8 protein-coding genes are annotated in these 21755 nt (G+C 48.1%); 2 read left to right on the top strand and 6 right to left on the bottom strand.

All coding sequences use genetic code 11. The features are described from left to right. The first annotated feature begins 16 nt into the window (after positions 1 to 16). A complete protein-coding gene (locus tag QUA34_RS00590) occupies positions 17 to 3619 on the top strand; it encodes an AAA-like domain-containing protein (protein WP_333383226.1) in 3603 nt (1200 codons plus the stop codon). Positions 3620 to 3861: 242 nt separating this feature from the next. On the opposite strand, the gene QUA34_RS00585 is transcribed toward QUA34_RS00590, so the two are convergent. From QUA34_RS00585 to QUA34_RS00565, 5 genes are all read right to left on the bottom strand, one after another. Beyond that, positions 3862 to 7104, bottom strand: coding sequence for a DUF4347 domain-containing protein (locus tag QUA34_RS00585; protein ID WP_333383223.1), 3243 nt, complete (start codon positions 7102 to 7104; stop codon positions 3862 to 3864). Between the two features lie 776 nt (positions 7105 to 7880). Then, positions 7881 to 11450: a DUF4347 domain-containing protein gene (locus QUA34_RS00580; protein ID WP_333383220.1), complete on the bottom strand. Its 3570-nt coding sequence runs from the start codon at positions 11448 to 11450 to the stop codon at positions 7881 to 7883. A 909-nt stretch (positions 11451 to 12359) separates the two neighbouring features. After that, entirely contained in the window at positions 12360 to 12764 is a 405-nt protein-coding gene (locus QUA34_RS00575; protein WP_333383217.1) for a hypothetical protein, read from the bottom strand. A 118-nt stretch (positions 12765 to 12882) separates the two neighbouring features. Then, positions 12883 to 13056: a hypothetical protein gene (locus tag QUA34_RS00570; protein ID WP_333323831.1), complete on the bottom strand. Its 174-nt coding sequence runs from the start codon at positions 13054 to 13056 to the stop codon at positions 12883 to 12885. 68 nt (positions 13057 to 13124) lie between these two features. Beyond that, positions 13125 to 14612, bottom strand: coding sequence for a hypothetical protein (locus QUA34_RS00565; RefSeq protein WP_333383214.1), 1488 nt, complete (start codon positions 14610 to 14612; stop codon positions 13125 to 13127). Positions 14613 to 14686: 74 nt separating this feature from the next. Here QUA34_RS00565 and QUA34_RS00560 point away from each other — a divergent pair, with 74 nt between their 5' ends. Then, positions 14687 to 16348 (top strand): glycosyltransferase family 39 protein, encoded by a 1662-nt coding sequence (locus QUA34_RS00560; protein ID WP_333383212.1) that lies wholly within the window; start codon positions 14687 to 14689, stop codon positions 16346 to 16348. A 130-nt stretch (positions 16349 to 16478) separates the two neighbouring features. On the opposite strand, the gene QUA34_RS00555 is transcribed toward QUA34_RS00560, so the two are convergent. Then, complete coding sequence (locus tag QUA34_RS00555) at positions 16479 to 21056, bottom strand: response regulator (protein ID WP_333383209.1); 4578 nt, start codon at positions 21054 to 21056, stop codon at positions 16479 to 16481. Between the last annotated feature and the right edge of the window lie 699 nt (positions 21057 to 21755).

Raw genomic sequence — 21755 nt, 5'->3', positions numbered from 1 at the left:
CAATTAACTATCAATTATGAAAAATTACTCTTACCACATTGGTGGCAGTCTCACCACTGATGCGCCTACCTATGTCGAACGACAAGCAGATATCGAACTTTATCAAGCCTTAAAACGAGGCGAGTTTTGCTACATTCTCAATTCGCGACAAATGGGCAAATCTTCCCTTCTCGTTCGCACCTTCCATCGACTGCAAGCAGAAGGTTTTCAATGCAGCACGATCGACATGACCCGCATCGGTAGCGAAAATATCACTCCCTTACAATGGTATAAAGGAATCGTTGGGGATTTGTGGCGCAGTTTCCATCTTGTAGGCAAAGTTAATTTAAAAACCTGGTGGGAAGAACAAGAAGAAGTTTCTCTCCTGCAAAGATTGAGTCAATTTATTGAAGAAATTTTATTAGTCACATTTCCCAATGAGCGAATTTTTATATTTGTCGATGAGATTGATAGTATTTTAGGCTTAGATTTTCCCGTCGATGACTTTTTCGCCTTGATTCGTTATTGTTACAACCAACGAGCCCTCAATCCCTCATACAACCGGATTACCTTCGTAATTTTCGGAGTAGCTACACCCAGCGATTTAATCACCGATAAAAATCGGACACCTTTTAATATCGGAAAATCGATCGATTTGTCCGGATTTAGCTTAGAAGAAGCTCAACCATTAGCGAAAGGGTTAGAAAAGGTCATAGCCAATCCGCAGGCAGTTCTCAAAGAAATCTTAGATTGGACGGGAGGACAACCATTTTTAACTCAAAAAATATGTGAATTAGTAGTAAAAATGGCAGGAAAAGCCCACAGCGGTGATTTAAAAATTCCACCGGGAACAGAGGGATTTTTTGTGGAATCTGTGGTAATAGAAAACATCATCAATAAATGGGAATCGCAAGATGAGCCTGAGCATTTAAAGACAATTCGCGATCGCATTCTTGGCAACGAACAACTCACTGCACGTAGCTTAGGTATCTATCAAAACCTCTTACAATGTGGTGAAGTTGAAGCGGATGACAGTCGAGAGCAGATCGAACTGCTGCTATCGGGTTTGGTAGTAAAAAAACAAGGTTTGTTGAAGGTAAGAAACCCGATTTATCAAGAAATCTTTAACCTGGAATGGGTAGAAAAACAGTTAGAGCAACTGCGTCCTTATTCCCAAGCTTTCAACGCTTGGATCGCTTCCAAACAAACCGATGAATCGCGATTGTTGCGGGGACAATCGTTAAAAGACGCTTCCTACTGGGCCCAGGGAAAAAGTTTGAGCGATTTGGATTATCACTTTTTAGCCGCTTCTGGTGAATTAGACAGGCTGGAAGTGCAGCAAGCGCTGGAAGCGGCGAGGCTCAGAGAAGTTGAAGCCAGACTCACAGAAGAACGCAAACGGTTAGTTTTAGAGCGAGAGACAGCGAAGCGGCAGCGAAGATTTCTTGGGGCGCTCAGCGGAGCGCTAATAGTTGCGATCGCCTTTGGCATTCTCGCCCTCTGGCAATATCATTACGCCATCACCAGCGAACACCAAGCCCGCATCAGTGAAATTCAAGCCCTCACTTCCTCATCGGCAGGGCAATTCGCCTCCCAACAGCGATTAGATGCCCTCGTGAGCGCCATTAAAGCCAGACGCAGGATCGACAGCCTAGCTAATTCCAGCCCCCAGTTGCCATCTCAAGTTCAACAAGTGCTGCAACAAGCCATCTATGGAACGGCAGAATTCAATCGCCTGTTGGGCCATTCCAGCCCGGTTCTGGCAGTTGATGTCAGCCCCGACGGTCAACTCATCGCCACCGGAGGCGGCGACCAAACAGCCAAGGTTTGGCAACGGGATGGTACCTTGCTGCACACTCTCCAACACACAATCAGCAGCGTCTACGCCCTTCGTTTTAGTCCCGACAGCCAGCGCCTGGTAACATCCAGCGTGGACGGCAACATTTATCTGTGGAGTCGGGAAGGCAAACTGCTCAAAACCTTTCAGGGACACAAGGCTGCGATCTGGGCGATCGCCGTGAGTCCAGACGGTCAGCGCATCGCCTCCGCCAGTGAAGACAGCACCATTCGCCTGTGGAGTGTTGATGGCAAACTGCTCAAGACTCTGACAGGACATCAAGGTTCGGTTTGGGGTGTTGCCTTTAGCCCGGATGGAAACCTGCTAGCCTCTAGCAGCACAGATAATACGGTCAAGGTCTGGACTCTAGATGGCGAACTGGTGAACACTCTGGAAGGTCACAGCGCAAGCGTTTGGGACGTTAAGTTCGCTTTACTTGCAGACAATAGCGGCGCCAAACGTCCCGCCATTATCTCTGCCAGCGCTGACAACACTGTCAAACTCTGGCAACCCGACGGAAGGGCAGGCACGGGGGCACAGCCCCTACTTACTCTTAGCGGTCACAGTGCGGAAGTGTTTGAAGTCGCCGTCAGCACAGCAGGCGATGTGATTGCTTCCGCTAGCGCCGACCAAACCATCAACCTCTGGAAGCCGGACGGGACACTTTTGAAAGTCCTTAAAGGGCATCAATCTGGAATTCGCGGGCTTGCTTTTATTCCCAACAGTCAAATAGTTGTCTCTGCTAGCGACGACAATACTGCTCGACTCTGGAACCCGACAAACCCCTTCTCGAAAGTCCTTTACGGACATGGCGGCACGATTTGGGATGTGGATTTCTCCCCCGAAGGTCAGATGCTAGCTTCCGCTTCTTCCGATGGCAGTTTCAAACTGTGGGGGCGAGACGGCCGGTTGCTGAAGTCTTTTGCTGGAAACGATACTGCCGTTCACTCGGTTGCTTTCCTCTCTGGTACTAACTTTGCCAATCCTGCTAATACACCTTTCCTTGCTACCGCTAATGAAGATAAAACAATTAAATTCTGGCAGTTCGACGGGACGTTACTGAAAACCATAACAGGTCATGAAGCTGGAGTTTGGGATATCTCCCCAAGTCCAGATGGTCGGCTAATGGCTTCTGCTAGCAACGATAAAACCGTGAAACTGTGGAACAAGGAGGGCAGGGCGGGCACGGGGGCACCGCCCCTACGAACTTTCACAGGGCATCAAGCCAGGGTTTACGATGTGGACTTTACCCCTGACGGGCAGAGGCTGCTTTCAGCCAGTAGCGACAGCACTGCTCGGTTGTGGAGTCTTGACGGTAGGTTTTCCAAGACCCTAAAGGGTCATCGCAGCCCTGTTTGGGAAGTTGCCATCAGTCCAGACGGTCGCACTTTGGCAACTGCCAGCAGGGATGACACGATTAAACTCTGGACGAGTGATGGCGCGTTGCTCAAAACCCTCAAGGGAAATAGTAGAGGCATGATGGCGGTTGATTTCAGTCCTGACGGTCAAATGCTGGTGGGGGGAGGCTCAACTGGCGCACTCAAACTTTGGAAAACCCACGGGACAGAAATCACGACGCTAACCGGACATGAAGGGAACGTTTGGGGAGTTGCGTTTAGTCCCGATGGTAAACAGATTGCCTCGGTTGGGGACGATCGCACTGTGATTTTGTGGGATCTAGAGCGTATTCTCAAACTCGATGAACTGGGTTATGCGTGCGATCGCGTGGGGGATTATCTGCGAACCAATGCTGAAGTCAAGGAGGAGGACAGAGATTTGTGCGATCGTATTAAAATGGAATAATATCAAGTCCGCTTTATTAGGAAAAACAGATTAATATGTGTGGCTATAGCATCAGAATATTAGAGGATATTTATCATACTTGGCTACTTTTTATTGGAAGATGATATAATACTAAATCCGGCTTAAATACTCCTTTTATCTCACTCTGCGGACTCAGACTTCGTTTGTTTAGTAGCGGTTTTAACCGCCGAAGGATACGCAGAATGATCGAGGGTATAGACAAACCGGATTTAGTATAATAATTACAGAGTAATGAAATCGTTAGCAGTGAGAATACCGGGGGTAATATTGTTAAGCTTCGCCAACAATTGATTGGTTCCCGTCACAGTAATCAAAGTTTGATTGTTGCTGGAAGTAATACTGAGTTGATTAAAACTCAAATCAGAATTCAACCCAATTAAATCCTCTCCCCTGCGGAAATCATTAATGATGTCGCTACCCGAACTTTGATTGAGGAAAAACACATCATTTCCCGAACCTCCCGTCAATGTATCGTCCCCAACATCCCCGGAAAGGAAATCTGCACCGCTGCCACCACTGAGAATATCATTACCTTTGCCCCCGTACAGGGTATCGTTACCGATGTCGCCACAGATCACATCGTTTTCATTGCCGCCCAACAGCAAGTCGTTGCCCTCACCGCCATCGAGACTGTCGTTTTCTTTGCCGCCGTACAGGGTATCGTTACCGATGTCGCCAAAAATTAGGTCTCCACCTTCATTGCCAAAAGCAATATCGTTGCCATTTCCGGCATTAATTGTGTCATTTCCTAAGTTGCCTAAAATGTAGTCGTCACCATCTTCACCCAGCAAGATATCGTCATCTTTGCCGCCGAAAATGCTGTCGTTGCCAAGGCCGCCGGCAACTGTATCATTTCCTAAATCTCCCCTCAACAAGTCGTCGCCCTCACCACCGACAACAGTGTCATTATCCTTGCCAGCGTAGATGGTATCGTTGCCAGCGTCGCCAGAGATGAAATCGCTGCCTTCATTACCGAAGATTGAGTCGTTATCTGCGCCGCCGTCAATGTTGTCATTGCCGCCCATGCCGTAGAGAGTATCGTTGCCCGTAAGTCCGTTAATTGAATCGTTGATGACACCGCCCATGATGAAGTCGGTAGTGTCGCCGCCGTTGATAGTTTGTTGGACGGGGTTGGGGGTGATGGTGGCCGGATCTAGTTGCGGAGGGTTGAGGCTATCGAGTAGGCAATCATCTAATACCGGAGTTGGCGTGGGAGTTGGTGTCGGTTCCGGTGTGGGCGTGGGAGTTGGTTCGGGTGTGGGAGTCGGAGTCGGTTCCGGTGTGGGAGTCGGAGTCGGTTCCGGTGTGGGAGTCGGAGTGGGAGTTGGAGTGGGAGTTGGCGTCGGAGTCGGTGTGGGAGTTGGGGTGGGCGTGACTGTAGGATTAAATTCGTAAGCACCAATATCAACGATCGCACTTCCGTTATTATCACCATCTTGAGGGCGACTCACACCGCGCTGATCTGCCGCCGGCGCGCCCGCACCAGTACCAGTATCAATTGCCGGACTTCCTACTAGCAGTGGCAGCACGAAAGCGCCGTTAATATTTTCCAACGGGCCGAGTAAGGGATCGGCGATCGTAATACTTGCCGTAACATTACTATCATTAGGATCTCCGGTCGTCAGTTTAGCGGGAAATTGAAGATTGTTTCCCCCATCGATGAGCTCCCGTCCAGTGTGCTGCCTAGTTTTAAAAGAGTTACTTGCAGTATTCCTATCAAAAATCGAATTCTTGACAGTAATTGGCGATTTCACAGGGTCGTTAAAAGTAGCAATACCTCCCGAAAATTCAGCGGTATTCTTAGCAAAAGTCGAATTGACGATGTTCGTCGAAAAGGAATCTCTGTTAGCGACAACCATTCCTCCGCCCTGCTTAGCAGCGCTGTTGCCGGAAAAGGTACTGTTGACAACGCTGATATTTCCATTCCCTCCTGCCCACAAACCGCCCCCATTATCTTCAGCTTGGTTATTAGCAAAAGTGGAGTTTGTGACAGTAAGATCCACATTTCCGTGACGAATTGCGCCTCCGGAACCTCCAACTCCTGCTAGATCCTTAACAGCTTTATTGTTAACAAAAGTGCTATTTTCCAAAACTATCTTATCTTGAAGATAGCCAAATAAAAATCCCGCTCCTCCTTCTCTCGCTCCAATATTGCCATCAAAAACGCTGTTGCGGATAGCAATAGTTCCGGCAACGGGGCCGGGGGTTGCATTCGGCCCCGAAGCATTAGCACCATCGACGTAAACTGCGCCACCAACGCCTTTCTCTGTGCGGTTGCCGATGAATTTAGAGTTTTCGATCGTCATGCTGCCCAACAGGTTATTAACAGCTCCGCCGTAGCTGCCTTTGTTGTTGGTAAATTCGCTATCTCTGATAGTCAAAACACCGCCGCTTTTAGTTGCGATCGCACCGCCACCACGTTCGGTATTATCCGCTAGTGAACCATCATTGCCGCTAAACTTGCTGTTAATTACAGTCGTCGTGCTGCGGAAACCCGTGTAAATGCCGCCACCAAAACCGGCAACATTATTATTGACTTGGCTATTTTCTAAAGTTAAAGTGCTGCTACCTCCTGTTTGAATGCCACCACCGGCGCTAGTTGCCTCATTATTCTGATCGGTTCCAGAAACTTTGCCGTTGGCAATAATCAGGTTTTTTAGAGTAACATTTGTTGCACTCTCTGTGCGGATTACCCGCGAATTATTGTTGCCACTGATGGTTAAATTCGCTGCATCAACTGCATCAATTGTCAAGTTTTTGTTGATAACAAGTTGACCAGAAGTGAGGGTAATTGTTTGGCTGGCCAGAGTCGAGGCAAATTGAATGGTATCGCCGGCTGCTGCGGAGGCGATCGCATCTCTCAATGAACCCGGCCCGCTATCATTATTGTTAGTAACGGTGATCGTCGCTAAAGTCCCTTGATAATTCGCCATTGCCTCTGGAGTCAAGGCTAGCGGGGCTTCAATATCACCCTTGGCAAACTCCAAATTCCAGTTACCACCGCGACCAGTGCGATCGCTAGATGCCGCAATATCAGCCCCGGTTAACTCGCCCAGGCGATCGACAAAATCGCTTCCCGAACCCGCAGCAACATCGCAACCATAAAGCACAATATCTGCTTTGTCGCTTAGCGCATTTCGCCACCCTTGCAACTGACTTTCATATTGTGGTAAATTATCCAAATTCAACGTCGTAGAACCTAGCTGCAAGCTGCCAGAATTGCCGTGAGAAAAAACGTGAACTTGGTCTACAGTTCGCCCCGCAGCAGAAATTGTTTGCAGTTTCGCAGTAATTTGCTCGACTCCGTTACCATTTTTATCTAAAATGATGATCTCTGCACCGGGAAGCACGCCACCCGTAAGAGTTTGATAGTCATCTAACTCGGAATCAATGAAGACAATAGATTTAGAACGAGAATTGCGGCTCGCAGATTGTGAATCAATACTGGCAAAAGTGGAGTTCATTTCGCATACCCTATGAGAATGTTTGCTATTTGCTGGTAGATTCACCTTGAAAGCAGAAGGCTAGAGATACAAAAAGCCGAAGGCAGAATTAAAATCTCGGTGCTCCATCGGGGAGATTAAAATTTAGGGAAAAACTTTAATTTTATCCCTAAGTGAAATTCGAGACTGGTCTCCATAATCCGTTTAATCTGGGTGAAAATTGCGATTTTTTTAGCAATTAAATGCAGCAGAGGATGTAATGTAAATAGTCCGCCACGGGGAACCTCTATATGTAGATTTGCCATGCACCTCCTTAGCCAGATAAGTAGTGCATCAAACCATTGGGAAGCCTTGGTCAGGTAAAATCCAGAAAATCTTTTCTGGACTTCGGACTTCCTGAGAATTGCTCTAGCTAGTACCTGATACATTCACATTAGATAAAACCAGGAAAATTTCCTAAAATTTTGATTAATTTAACTTTTTTACTATCTGGAAAAAAGTTCCCAGAAATCGGAAATTTAGTGTTGAGAAAGCTGGCTTTATTCAAGCGCTACTTATGGCTAGCCAGCTCAGGATTGCAATAGACGGATGTGCCTCATTCTAGGTGTGGGCGATCGGCAATAAACAAGATTTATTACCGATCGCAGTTGAAAAGAATCAGATCGCTCCTATTCGTTGGCGTAGCCCCCCTAGGGGCGGGCTGCGCTAACGTCATCCACCAAATTTCAGGAGTTTGGGAGCTATCTTCACCACTTCTAAGCGGGCTGGCTGCTTATAGCGCACCCTACCCCAGGCAGTTAGATTGTTACCTGAGTGAAATCGGTAGCAGTGAGAATACCGGGGGTAATATTGTTAAGCTTCGCCAACAATTGATTGGTTCCCGTCACAGTAATCAAAGTTTGATTGTTGCTGGAAGTAATACTGAGTTGATTGAAACTCAAACCAGAATTCAACCCAATTAAATCCTCTCCCTTGCGGAAATCATTAATGATGTCGCTACCCGAACTTTGATTGAGGAAAAACACATCATTTCCCGAACCACCAGTCAAAGTATCGTCCCCCATATCCCCGGAAAGGAAATCGTCCCCAGCACCGCCGCTGAGAATATCATTACCCTTACCGCCGTAAAGCGTATCGTTATCGGTGTCGCCGAACAGCACATCGCTTTCATTGCCACCCAACAGCAAGTCGTTGCCCTCACCGCCATCGAGACTGTCGTTTTCTTTGCCGCCGTAAAGCGTGTCATTTCCAAAATCGCCAAAAATTAGGTCTGCGCCTTCATTGCCAAAAGCAATATCGTTGCCGTTTCCAGCATTAATTGTGTCATTTCCTAAGTTGCCTAAAATGTAGTCGTTACCATCTTCACCGAGTAAGATATCGTCATCTTTGCCACCAAAAAGCGTGTCGTTGCCACCGCCGCCGGCAACTGTATCATTTCCTAAATCTCCCCTCAAAAAGTCGTCGCCCTCACCACCAACAACAGTGTCATTATCTTTGCCAGCGTAGATGGTATCGTTGCCAGCGTCGCCAGAGATGAAATCGCTGCCTTGATTGCCGAAGATTGAGTCGTTATCTGCGCCGCCGTCAATGTTGTCATTGCCGCCCATGCCGTAGAGAGTATCGTTGGCGGCTTGTCCGTTAATTGACTCGTTGATGACACCGCCCATGATGAAATCGGTACCCTCGCCGCCGTTGATAGTTTGTTGGACGGGGTTGGGGGTGATGGTGGCAGGATCTAGTTGCGGGGCGTTGAGGCTATCGAGTAGGGAATCATCTGAGGCCGGAGTTGGAGTCGGTGCGGGAGTTGGTGTTGGCGGCGGAGTCGGCGCAGGCGTGGGAGTTGGCGCCGGTTCGGGCGTGGGAGTTGGCGCCGGCGCGGGTGTGGGAGTTGGCACCGGTTCGGGCGTGGGAGTTGGCACCGGTTCGGGCGTGGGAGTTGGCGCCGGCGCGGGTGTGGGAGTTGGCGCCGGCGCGGGTGTGGGAGTCGGCGCCGGAGTCGGAGTCTCAGTCGGGACCGGCGCGGGTGTGGGAGTTGGCGCCGGCGCGGGTGTGGGAGTTGGCGCCGGTTCGGGTGTGGGAGTCGGGACCGGTTCGGGTGTGGGAGTTGGGACCGGTGCGGGTGTGGGAGTTGGGACCGGCGCGGGTGTGGGAGTAGGCGCCGGCGCGGGTGTGGGAGTTGGGACCGGCGCGGGTGTGGGAGTAGGCGCCGGCGCGGGTGTGGGAGTAGGCACTGGCGCGGGTGTGGGAGTTGGCACTGGGACGACACTACCTCCCAATTCAAAAGAGCCGCTGTCCACGATCGCACCTGGAATGCTGTCGCCATCTTGAGGGCGAGTCACGCCGCGCTGATCCGTAGTGGGTGCGCCGGTGGCAACCCCTTTATCAATTGCCGGACTTCCTATCAGCAGCGGCCTGACTAAAGCGCCGTTGAGGGTTTGCAAAGGGCCAAGTAAGGGGTCTGCGATCGTCACACTTGTCGTCACCTTGGTATCGGTGTCAATCACCGGCCACTGAAAATTCCCTCCTTGATCGCTATATTGGGCGGTGGCGTGTTGCTGAATGCCCCAAGGGTTTCCTCCGTTAGCCGCTGTATTGTTGGAAAGAATCGTGTTTTTGAGGGTGACATTATTGGCATCGGCGAAGATACCTCCACCAACCCAGCCTGCAGAATTATCGGCGATCGTCGTGTTGAGAATGGTTGTGGGTGCACCAAGAGTCATTGCACCGCCGAGTTTGTTGAAATCACCAGCAGCAAACGCCGTGGAGTTGCCAGAAAACGTACTGTTAGTAATCGTAGCAGGGGCATTGCGTGTCCACAGGCCGCCACCTTGATTGCCGGCTTTGTTGCCCGCAAAGGTGGTGCTGGTAATGGTCAATCCCTGGTTGGTGCTGTCGCTCAAAATCGTTACCCCACCACCGTTTCCAGGGTTTCCACCGGGTAGCGCCAGAATTTCGTTATTTTGGAAGGTGCTCTTTTCCAAAATAACTTTGTCTTGGCTGCCGGTGAACAGATAAGCTGCGCCTCCTTCACCTCGACCTTTATTGTCTTGAAATACGCTATTGGTAATCTTAATTGTGCCGGAAGCTTCGCTCGGATTGCTGGCTCGATCGGTATAAAGTGCGCCGCCGAAACCTCTTAAGAAAGAATTGGGCTGCCCTGTGGCGAAAGTGGCTGCTGTGGTGTCGTTGCCGATGAATCGAGAGTTGTCAATTGTCAGCTTACCTTGAAGGCTGTTAATTGCCCCGCCGTTAATTCCTTTGTTGTTGGTGAAGTCGCTGTTGGTGACTGTAAAAGTTTTGAAACTCAAAAAGCCGATCGCACCTGCACCACGTTCATCGTTAGCTGCGGTAGCTACGTTGCCGTTGAATTTACTGTTGGTAACAGTCAGGGTATTGTTGAAATTACCGAAAATTGCGCCACCGCCTTGATCGGCGACGTTGTTGTTGAACTGAACGTTTTCTACTGTGAGGTTTACTTCGTCGGTTGTGCCGATCGCGCCACCTCGATCAGCCGTTTTGCCGTTAGTAATAATGAGGTTTTTGACCGCAAAAGTGGTAGCAGTCGCAACGTTGGCATTGACAAAAAAGGCGCGGGATGCGTTGTTACCACTGATAGTTAAACCGGGTGCGGCGGCGCCGTCAATCGTGATGTTTTTGCCAACGGGAATATCGAGTTGACCGCTGGTGAGGGTAATGGTTTGGCTGGCTAAACCTGGAGCGAAGGTAATTGTATCCCCTGCAACAGCGGTGGCGATCGCAGCTCTTAATGAACCGGGCCCGCTATCGCTATTGTTGGCTACTACGATCGTAGCTAAATTACCTTGGTAACTTGCCATCGCATCGGCCTGCAAGGCTAAGGGAGATTCAATTTGGCCAGAAGCAAATTCTAAATTCCAGTCGCCGCCGCTGCCGGTTGTGTTGGTGGATGCCGCAACGTCAGCCCCGGTTAATTGACTGAAGCGATCGACGAAATTAGCACCTGTACCGCCTGCTACATCGCAGCCGTAAAGCATGATGTCTGCTTGTGGGGCTAGTGAAGTTTGCCACTTTTCCAACTGGCTTTTGTATTGCTCTATGTTATCTGAACCCAGAGCAGTATTGCCGAGTTGTAGGCTGCCAGAATTGCCGTGAGAAATAATGTGAACCGAGTCTATCGCCCCGTTAGTAGAGGCGTATTTTTCAATTTCAGAGCTGATTTGTTCGATGCCGTTTTTGGTGCGATCGAGTATTACTACCTGCTGTCCCGGCAGCACTCCCGCTGTAAGTGACTCGTAATCTTCCACGCTGGAGTCAATGAAGACTAAGGAGCGCAGTGGCACTTTTTCAAAAGCAGATTGTGAGTTAACTTGAGCGAATGTAGAACTCATATTGGAGACTCCATTAAGGGCATTATTAGTAGATACACCCCGGAGTAATCTCATCAGACTTATTTGATTATATCTTAACACCTAATTTGGAAATGGCGTCATTTTAAAATTTTTTTTGTTGATTTATTTTGAGCCACATTTACCTTTTCTCTATTGACCATAATGAAAATTATGACCTCTACCGATGGGAAGATATTACAACATTTATATTGCAGATTTAAATAAATCAATCTAGGTTGTACCATCAAATTTGTGCGACATTATTTGGCTAAAAGTAGTCTGATTTCAGGTAGTCGGAAAGGGTGGAGGTAATTTCCCCCAGAATAACTCCTCTTAATTATATTGAGTAGTTTTTATTTGATTGTGATATTTTACGTAGAGGCACAATGCACTAGAGTTTCCCTAGCTGTATTTCATCCAAGGGAAAACTGAATTATGTAGATTTTGAAGAATTCTATATGCTTTGAAGCTGCTAGGTGGGCGGTACACCTAAATACTGATTACCAGGACGTTTGGTTGCATTTACTAACAGTCAATCGATTTTAGATTTTAGAATTGAAGCATTGACACCACGGATAAATTCGGGGGCAAGTTTCATCGGATACAGGTTTTTTATTTCTCTACGGATCAATCCGGGGGCTTGTATCCTGGATGCTTGCGGTCAAAACGATCTAATATTAAGTGGAACCTATGGCTGGAAATCAATTGGCTTATGGGGTGCTACCGACACTGTGAGGACTGCCATCCTCACTGCAAAAGTGATTCAAGTTATTCAGCGCGAATTGAGATGATTGCTGATTTAGTCAGATCGAAATCGTTGATTGCGATCGCGCCTGCCTCCCTAATTAAAATTGTATTCGGGTTCAGTCGCTCTCGGTAGGTTCGATACCCTCCATTAAATTACTCTCCTTAATTAGCAAACAGTCGATCGCTCCCACCGCCGTTGCTGAGTGTATCACTATATCGATCGGCATAACACGAACCAAGTCCGTTGTTTTGAGTCATAGAGGTATGCGATTTTGACAATTGACTTTTGTATGGTTCCAGGTAATCTGAACTGAGGATAACAAAGCCTAATTGCACTTGGTTCGAGCTGCCGCCAGAAGTCGAGCCAAATTTGTCAATCTCTCTAAGGATAGAGGCAGATTTTTGAAGTGCGGAGGTGATTTTCTCGATGCACTCAGATTCCCCAGCCAAAATTCTGGAAACAAAATATCCACCTTCATTGATGCTGGAGTCATTGAATACAAAGCTTTGGGATGGGGGATCTGCGTATTCCGAGGCGGGAGTCGTTTCCCTGAAAGAAGTTAACATATTCCGTCCTCCAAAAGTGTGTTTAGCGGTAGATACAGCCTTGGAGTCAGAGCTTCTGAAACTGCCAGCGACCTTGTTTATTTCGCCCATTCTTATTTAACCTATCTATTAGTTTCCCCTATTTCTGCAGCACTGCCATCCGCGATCGCACGGAATTTATATTCTGCGTGTTTTCCCTGACTTCCGGCAAACGCCAAATTACCGATCGATCCGGTATCCTATCCGTGATCCCACTTTCAAAAAAGAATCCAACTGTAAGCCGGTGCTTCAAACCTCGATAGTCTTCAGTCATGCCCCCATCTAAAATCTAAAATCTAAAAGGGTATGACACTTAGTAGATGGGCCTCGCAACTGCACCGCTCAAGATTCTGTGGAAGATGGCGGTTTTTTCCCTGCATTGCGAATATTAATAATCTTGTTGAGCGCCTCAAACCAAAAAGCAGCCCCCATAGAAATAGCTACGCCGCTTAATATCCAACCAAACAATTTGGAAATCAAAGCCAGCCACAATAAATTCCCCTTGGCATCTCGTTCCAAGCTGTTCTGTTCGCTCCATCCAAAAGGCAGGGCTACCTCATCCAAAGCTATATCTACATCCTTTTGAACTTTTCTCAGACTTGTTAAATTATCTAATTTAGTCTTAGCATTTTTTTCCACCAACTGCTCAGCGTACACATTAACAGTCGATCGCAACATCGAATCCTTCGACAACCGATTAATAATATGAATGCTATCAGCATTAGCAGCTACAGCGATCGCAGTTCCGAGCAAAATCGCAACCCCTCTAGCATTCCGCTTGTAAACACCAGAAGCACGCTCCATCGATTGGTCAAACCAAATTTCAATTTCTTTCTGAAACCGCTGCAACTGCTCTTGAGTATCTCCACCGCTTTTTTCAGCGCGCTGCGCTAAAATATAAAGGCTGCGTTTCAAAGATTCTGGCATACTGTCCAAGGTTTCTTGAATTTGTTGATAAATCGGACTCTCCTCTTTGAGTTCCATAATTTCTGCTGCCGACTCTTGACTTTTTTTAACAGTATTTAACAGATTGCTGAAACTCGGTTGTAGTTGCCCTAGCAGCGCCATCCGCTCATTTCTGCTGTCAAAACGAGCCTTCACAAATGCCATCTGCCTCTGAAATTCTCTCCCTGCCAGCTCTGTTTCTGGTAGATAAACCTGAGAATCCTTAATATAAAATCCTAGCTTTTCTGACATCCGATCTAAGCTGTTGTTCAAACTTGCTAAATTGTTTTGATAATCTTCAACAACTCGATTGAACTCCGCATTCAGCCACCTAAATTCTTGCTCGATGATCGGTTTAGTAGCATCCGGTAAACTCAGATTTTGTCCAATCTGTTGAATTTGGGCTAATTGTAAATCCTTAAATCTTTCCAATCGGGTTTTAGAGATAGAGCTGAGCAAACTAGAAACCTTTAAAGTCTCCAAAAGGCTAGCAGAAAAACACTCGGCTGGAATATAAGAAGGCCCACTGGATTTATTGCCGAAAACATTTTTAGTACCCGTAACTCCGTGGTAAAAATCCCCCATGCGGTGCGTAACAGAGCGGAATCCCTCTGATAACAGCCCTTTCGCTCCCTGATTCAAATCTTTGATAATCGGATTGGCGTAAATCGAATGAGCCAACTGTCCAACTCTCTTAAGTTGCAGGGGATCTTTTGCGCCTTCGCTGCCTCCAGAAATCAGCACTTCGATCGACTTCTTTAAATGTTCCGCGCGCCACTGCCAAACAGTAGCAATCAGTTCCTGAATTTCCGAAGCTAGCAAGCTTAAAGTCAGGTAGATAAATACTAAGCCAATGATAATATCTATAATTACAGGCAAGTTCATGGTATTTTCCTAGTCGCAAATAACTGCTGTCTAAGTTTACCCTCAGTTTGGGACGCTCAAAACTCTCTTAACTTATGTCAGAAATCTTTCCATTCCTGGGCCGCAAACCGAAAAATCGCTGGAATGACAGCTTTACAGACAAAGTGTGGATGCTGGCTTTTCTGTTGGCGGCAGTGCTGATTTTCGGGCTGAATCTGGGCGGCGTGGCTTTGCGGGATTGGGATGAAGGCATTGCAGCGCAGGTAAGTCGCGAAATTTGGCGCGGCAACTTAAATTGGCTGTATCCAACGATCGACTCTATGCCTTATTTGAACAAACCACCGCTGGTACACTGGCTAATCGGGCTGTGTTTTGCCGTCGGCGGTGTCAGCGAATTGACGGCGAGGTTGGCACCGGCGATGCTGACGGCGGCTTCAGTGCCCTTGCTTTACGCCATTGGCAGGGAGTTGTTTCCGCAGCGTTCGATCGCCATTTTTTCTGCCCTCGTTTATCTGACGCTGTTACCGGTGGTGCGGCATGGACGTTTGGCGATGTTGGATGGAGCAGTTTTGTGTTTTTTGCTGCTGGCGATGTGGTGTTTGTTACGATCGCGCCGCGACTTGCGCTACGCTTTGGGCGCGGGGATTGGGTTCGGACTCATTTGCCTGACTAAGGGCGTGATGTTGGGGCTGCTGCTGGGTGCTGTTGGCTGTATTTTTTTGGTTTGGGATACCCCGCGACTCCTCACTTCTGGGTATCTTTGGGGCGGATTGGCGATCGGAACTTTACCAGTAGCTGCTTGGTATTTTGCCCAATGGCTGCACTACGGCCAATATTTCATCAACACTAATTTAGTTAACGAATCTTTCCGGCGAATTTCGGAACCTGTGAGCAGTCACAGAGGCCCGCCTTGGTATTATCTTTTAGAAATTTTAAAATTAGCTTGGCCGTGGCAGTTATTTTGGCTACAAGGGCTGCGTCTGAGTTGGGAAAATCGCAGTTTTGCCGGGCCAAAATTAGTATTGGTTTGGACTGGAGTATATCTGCTGGCTATTTCTGTGATGACTACTAAATTGCCGTGGTATGTTTTGCCAATTTATCCAGCTTTTGCTCTTGCCGTTGGCAGTTATCTCGCTGAAGTTTGGGAGCAACTGTGGCTGCCGCCAGAGCCGGTCAAAGAGGAAGCAGAAGAACGTTTTGATGCTATTTCTTTGTTGCCTCATCCCGCGATTTTGGCAATGCTGGGTGTAGTTGCTGTCGTCGGTTGCGTGTACTTCAGTGGCTGGGTACGGATCGGGGGACAAATTGCGCCTCCAGAGCGAGATTTGCAGTTAATGCTGATGTTTGTAGCTTTGACAATGACAATGGCGGCGGTGTTGCTGCACCGCAAAGATCGGCAGTTTATATTAGTTTTAATTTGGGGAACTTACCTGACGCTGTTGGTATTAGTGGCTTCTGATAACTGGGTTTGGGAACTGGCCGAGGATTATCCTGTTAAGCCGATCGCCGAAATTGTCCGCACAGGAACTCCCGCCGGTCAACAGGTGTTTACTTCTCACCGCTTGGGCCGTCCATCGCTGAATTTTTATAGTCAACGCCAAGTTATTGTCGCCGACGCGCCGACGCTCAAACAGAAATGGCAAACTCTCCCTCAACCTTATTTTCTGTTAGAAAAACCAGTTTTAAAACATTTAGGTTTGCAGAATGCTGAGGTTCTCAAAACAGCGGATGATTGGGTTTTGGTAACTAAAAAGTAAGTTAATAGTTAACAGTCCCCTCCTTGGGGTGGGTGAGATAACTTTCGATTGTCTACTGTTGTTTCAGATGGACAGCCTTACCCGAAGCGGACTGGAATTTATGAGAAATCAATCGGACAGGATCTAACCGCTAACAATCCACAGACTGCTCTATTTTTAACGCCGCTTCGACTCTTTGATACTCGGCCTCAACCTCTTCTAAAAGCGCGCAGGCCGGATCAGGTAAAGGCTGGTTAGCATTTGTGCCGATGCGGCCCATGATTTCGAGTTCCTCGCACAGTTCAAACAAGCGAAAAGCACCGAGAGTACCGCTAATCGACTTCAAAGAGTGAGCCGATCGCCGCAAAGCCAGCGGATCGGCGTTGGACAGAGCCATAGAGATGCCTCGCAGCAGTTCGGGAGCTGTTTCGAGGTAAATCTCGATCGCCTCGTCCAAAGCTTCCACTTCTCGCAGTCCCTCTATAATCTTGGGACTCAGGGAATTCTGGCTTTCTGACAAAGCCCGATCGAGATTTGATGCACCCCAATCGAGGACTGCCGGCGAATTGGGAATTGTCAGTTGTGGATTTCCCGCAACAACCACATTCGATCGCACTTGTAATTCACTCGTTCCTTCGATCTGTTCCGCCGGGGCATCCAAACAAACAATCGGCTGCAGACGATCGAATGCAGAGTTCGATCGAGATTTACACGCGCTCAAAGCTCGCACCAACTGCTCAATTGCGATCGGCTTGCTCAAATAGTCGTCCATCCCCGCAGCCATACACTCTTCGCGATCGCCCTGCATCGCATTTGCCGTCATCGCCACAATCCAAGGCCTCGTCGATTTTCGATTTTCGATTTTCGATTTTCGATTTTCGATTTTCGATTTTCGATTGTTAGATTCCTCATCCGCCAATTTGGGATTTTGGATTCGGGATTTTCGATTATTAGATTGCTCATCAGTTGCGGAAACTTCTGATTCTCCCGTGGGATTTTTAGTCCCGTCTAGATTATTAGATTGCTCATCAGTTGCGGAAATTTCTGATTCTCCCGTGTCATTTTCTAAAGTTAAATCTGCTGAAAATTGCTCGCGGATGTGGCGGGTAGTTTCCAGTCCGTCCATTTCCGGCATTTGCACATCCATCAGCACCACATCGTAAGGCTGCCGGCGCAAAGCTTCGAGCACTTCGATACCGTTTCCCGCCACATCCGCGCGATACCCCATCCGCTGTAAAATTTGCAAAGCCACCTTCTGATTCACCAAATGATCGTCAGCCAACAGAATCCGCAGGGGTAATTTCTCCGCCAGCACGGGTATGGTTTGCAAGAAAGACCCGGTAGTGCGCTGGCCTTTAAATTCAGTTGTGTGTTCTCCAAAAATATTGATTAAAACATTGTAAAGCTGAGATTGTTTGATGGGTTTATTCAAAAAAGCAGCAAAATCCATCTCCATAGCAGGGGGGTTAATTTCTTGCCTGCCGATCGAAGTTAGCATCACTAACGGCAACTTTTCGCAATCAGGATACCGGCGAATTTGCGCCGCTAAAGCTAACCCGTCCATTTCCGGCATTTGCATATCCAAAACTGCCAAGTCAAACATCTCTTTAGCAGCCAGCCAATCTAAAGCCAAACTAGCCGAAGCTGAAGCCCTAACCACCATTCCCCAAGACTGAGCTTGGAGAGTCAAAATTCTGCGGTTGGTAGCATTGTCATCGACAATTAAGACTCGCTTGCCAGCTAATTCAGGTTGAGAATTGCTCAAGTTAAGTGGTAAGGAATTCTTGCAGCCAGAAACGATCGTACTAAAATAAAAAGTAGAGCCAACGGATTTCGTATTTTGGCCGATCGGCTTGTTGCTGAGTACAGATTTGCCATAGCCATATTTTTCGGCAATTTCGCAAGATTCTGCCCATCCCAAATCAAAAACTGCCGATGATCTAAAATGGGCCGGAGGATTGCCCGCGATACTCCCCATACTTTCCACCCACATCCGGCCGCCCATCATTTCGGCCAAACGCTTGCTAATTGCCAAACCCAATCCGGTACCGCCGTACTGCCGGCTCGTTGAAGAATCAACCTGGCTGAAAGATTTAAATAGCCGATCCATGCGATCGCTCGGAATGCCAATACCGGTATCTTTGACCGCAAAATGTATTTCGTATGCTGGGTTAATTGCTACCGGTTCGCCAGCAATTAAGGGCGGTTCTTTAGCCTTAGCCGCCGGCACTGAAATCTTTTTGGCAGTCACCGAAACCACCACTTCTCCAGCGTCGGTAAATTTAACAGCATTACTGAGCAAGTTGATTAAAATTTGCCTCAAGCGGGTGCTATCGCCGATCGCCGTTGCCGGTACTGTACGATCGATCAAGTAACCCACTTCCAGTTTTTTTTCTGCCGCCTTAGCAGCTACCAAGTCTAGAGATTCCTCTATGCAAGTGCGGATGTCAAACGGATGTTCCTCCAAGTCCAATTTGCCCGACTCAATTTTCGAGAAATCTAGAATATCGTTGATCAGCGTCAGCAAGGCATCGCCGCTGCTGCGGATAGTTTCTACAAAATCGCGCTGTTCGCGAGTTAAGGGGGTATCCAGCAGCAAACCGGTCATGCCGATGACTCCATTCATCGGAGTGCGAATTTCGTGGCTCATGGTGGCTAAAAATTCGCTTTTGGCTCTAGTAGCCGCCAGTGCTTGATCGCGAGCTTTTGCCAAATCTACGTCGGTTTGCTGGCGTTCGAGTTCGCTTCCCACCCACTGAGCCATCAGTTTCATCAACTCTCTGTCTACAGCTCGGAACGGTTCTGTCACAGGAGTCGGAGAAAAGAAGCACAGAGTGCCGTAAACTTCACCTGCCACCGTGACGGGAATGCCCATGTAAGCTTCGATTGGGAAGGCTCGATCGTCAATGTTAAAGGAAAAACCCGAAAATCTCACCGACTCAAAGTAGATCGGTTCTTTTGCCATTGACGTAGCGACGCAGAAAGTTTTTTCCAGATCATAGATTTGGTCTTTGACTATCGACCCGTCGGGACACTCAACAGCCATTATTTGATAGTTGTCGCCTTGAATGCAGGACAAAATTCCCACGGACAGACCTAAATGCCGACATCCCATTGCCAGCAGTTCTTGGAGGCGCAAATCAAATGTAGAGAGGTGGTTGAGCGGGTCTGTACGGGGAGCCGAAGTCACTTGGTACAAAGCTTTGATTGCAGCTTCGCTTTCTCGCAGTTCTTGTTCTGTTTGCTTCCGCACGCTGATGTCGCGGGAAATGCCGATAATTTCTTGGACTTCGCCTGTTTGGGGATCACTAATCGTGCGGCCGGTGGTTTCAAACCAAATGTATTTGCCGTCTTTGCGGCGGATGCGGTAGCTGACGGTGTAAGTAACTGGGAGCGCCAGGACTTTCCAGTGAGCTTTGGCAATGGTTTCTAAATCGTCAGGGTGAAAATAATCCTTGGGGACGCGGCCGATGAGTTCCGAAGGTTCGTATCCCAGCAAAGCCCTGCTGGCGGGTGAGACGTAAACAAACACGCCTTTGGGGTCGTGTCTGGTGATCATGTCGGTTGAATTTTCGGCCATCAACCGATAGCGGTCTTCGCTTTCATTACGTTCGACTTGAGAATTGCCCAATGCTTCTAGCATTCGATTGATGGCGTCGGCCAAGCTTGAGAGTTCATCTTCTCCGGCCATAGGAACTCTCAAGCTTGGATCGCCGTTGGCTGCGATGTTGCTGACGCTGGTGCTCAAGGAAGCCAATCTCGCCAAGACTAATTTTTCTAGCAACAGCAGGGTGATGGCGCTAAATATTAAACCTACTGCCAGTATTGATAAGGTAAACAGCTCCAAGGTAGCCTGACCTTGGCCGTAGATGATGCGATCTGTCTCTACTCGCAGCAGCAACGCGAGGTTGCCGTGGATGTCGCGAATCAGGGCGTATCCTGCGACTAAGGTGTCGCTGAGTGGCTCGACTAAAATTTCTACTGATTTGAGGTTGGAAATTTTGAGTTTGACATTTTCCAACTCCTGCCTCGATCGAGCCATCGCCTTGGCGCTGTGCCCGAAGTAGTTCGCCGCTCCCACTTTAAAATCTAAGCTCGGCAATCTAAAATCCACTGACAGGTGAGTCAGTTCTGAAAGCAAACCTATTTCGCTGCTGTCGAGGTAGCGTCCCAAGATCAGCGTCCCCCGCGACGGGCCTTGGGCGTTGCTGTTGAAGATGGGCTTGGCGGCAATCAGTAGCCTCGCTTCTGGCAGGGTGAGGACGCCTGTTTTGGCGGCGGGGCGATCGCCATCCACTGTCGATGAGTCTAGTAGCGCCTCGGTCAAGTGCTGTTTTAAGCTTTCGGGAATCGGGATTTCGGTTTGGGATTTAAGGTCGAAACCTTTGCTGAAGATCGTCTTACCGTTGGAGTCCAGCAGTACCAAGAAGTTTAGTCTCAAGTAAATAAATGTCGAATCGACGAAATTTGACTTGACAAAATTTTCGTTCCGTGTATCCACGAAAGAGTAAGTATCGTCCCACTCGGCGTAATCTTGGGCGCTGGTGTCTAAATTCGACAAGTCATCATCTAATGCGTCCAAAGCCCGTGCGACATCCTGGCGGACGTACTGTGCCTCGAGGTTGTGAAAATCATGCAGCAAAATAGTTGATGCAGTGGCATACAGAACCACAATCAGGCTGATCAGCGCTGCACCGATGATTAATAGTGTTTTTTTTCGGAGTTGCATGGCGTCGCCCTCCTCACGGTGCTAATAGGCAACTAGCCAGGAGAGGTTTGAGACGTAGGTTGTTTAGCATTGGCGATCGCAGGGCCTGCGTGTTTGGACTTTTCTGGGCTGACGAAAGCAAAGCCCTTGGTATTTCCAAGGTATCCGGTATCTTGCCCCCCACAGTCAGTGTAGTATTTTCACAGCTTTAGTTCCCTATTATGCACAACCTAATGACCTACAAGTTATAACCTGACGATCGGCATCTTCAACATAAACCGCCGATCGAACTCAAAACAATTCGCGTTTGATACTGACGCAGCCAGGGATGTGGGCGGTTGGGAGAACAGGCGTGCTGGGTGGAGAACCCTCTCTATTATTGTACCTAAAAAATATTGAGGAGAGAGGGAACTGGCCCGCGAAGTTTGCTTTGCCAAAAGGTTCTCACTCCAATAACTGTTTTGATTTTTGTCATTCTTCAGCAATCCTTGCAACAGTTGTAGAATCTGCCGAAAAGCAAATCCCGCCGGGAAGCCTGAACCACGTTCAAAAATTGTGATAGGAGAGGTAATGAATATCCGGCGACTTTTCATTTACATCCGCAAATAAAATATACAACAATCAAAAAAAGCCGCTTTTTACTTTTCTATTTTAAATTAATCAAAACTGGTAATTAAAATGTATAGATTCACCGTTGGCACCAGCCTCAAAAAAGGGGTA

Origin of the sequence: Microcoleus sp. POL10_C6, from assembly GCF_036701585.1 — a bacterium.
In the GTDB taxonomy this organism is placed as follows: domain Bacteria; phylum Cyanobacteriota; class Cyanobacteriia; order Cyanobacteriales; family Microcoleaceae; genus Microcoleus.
This window is presented reverse-complemented; position numbering and strand designations above follow the sequence as displayed.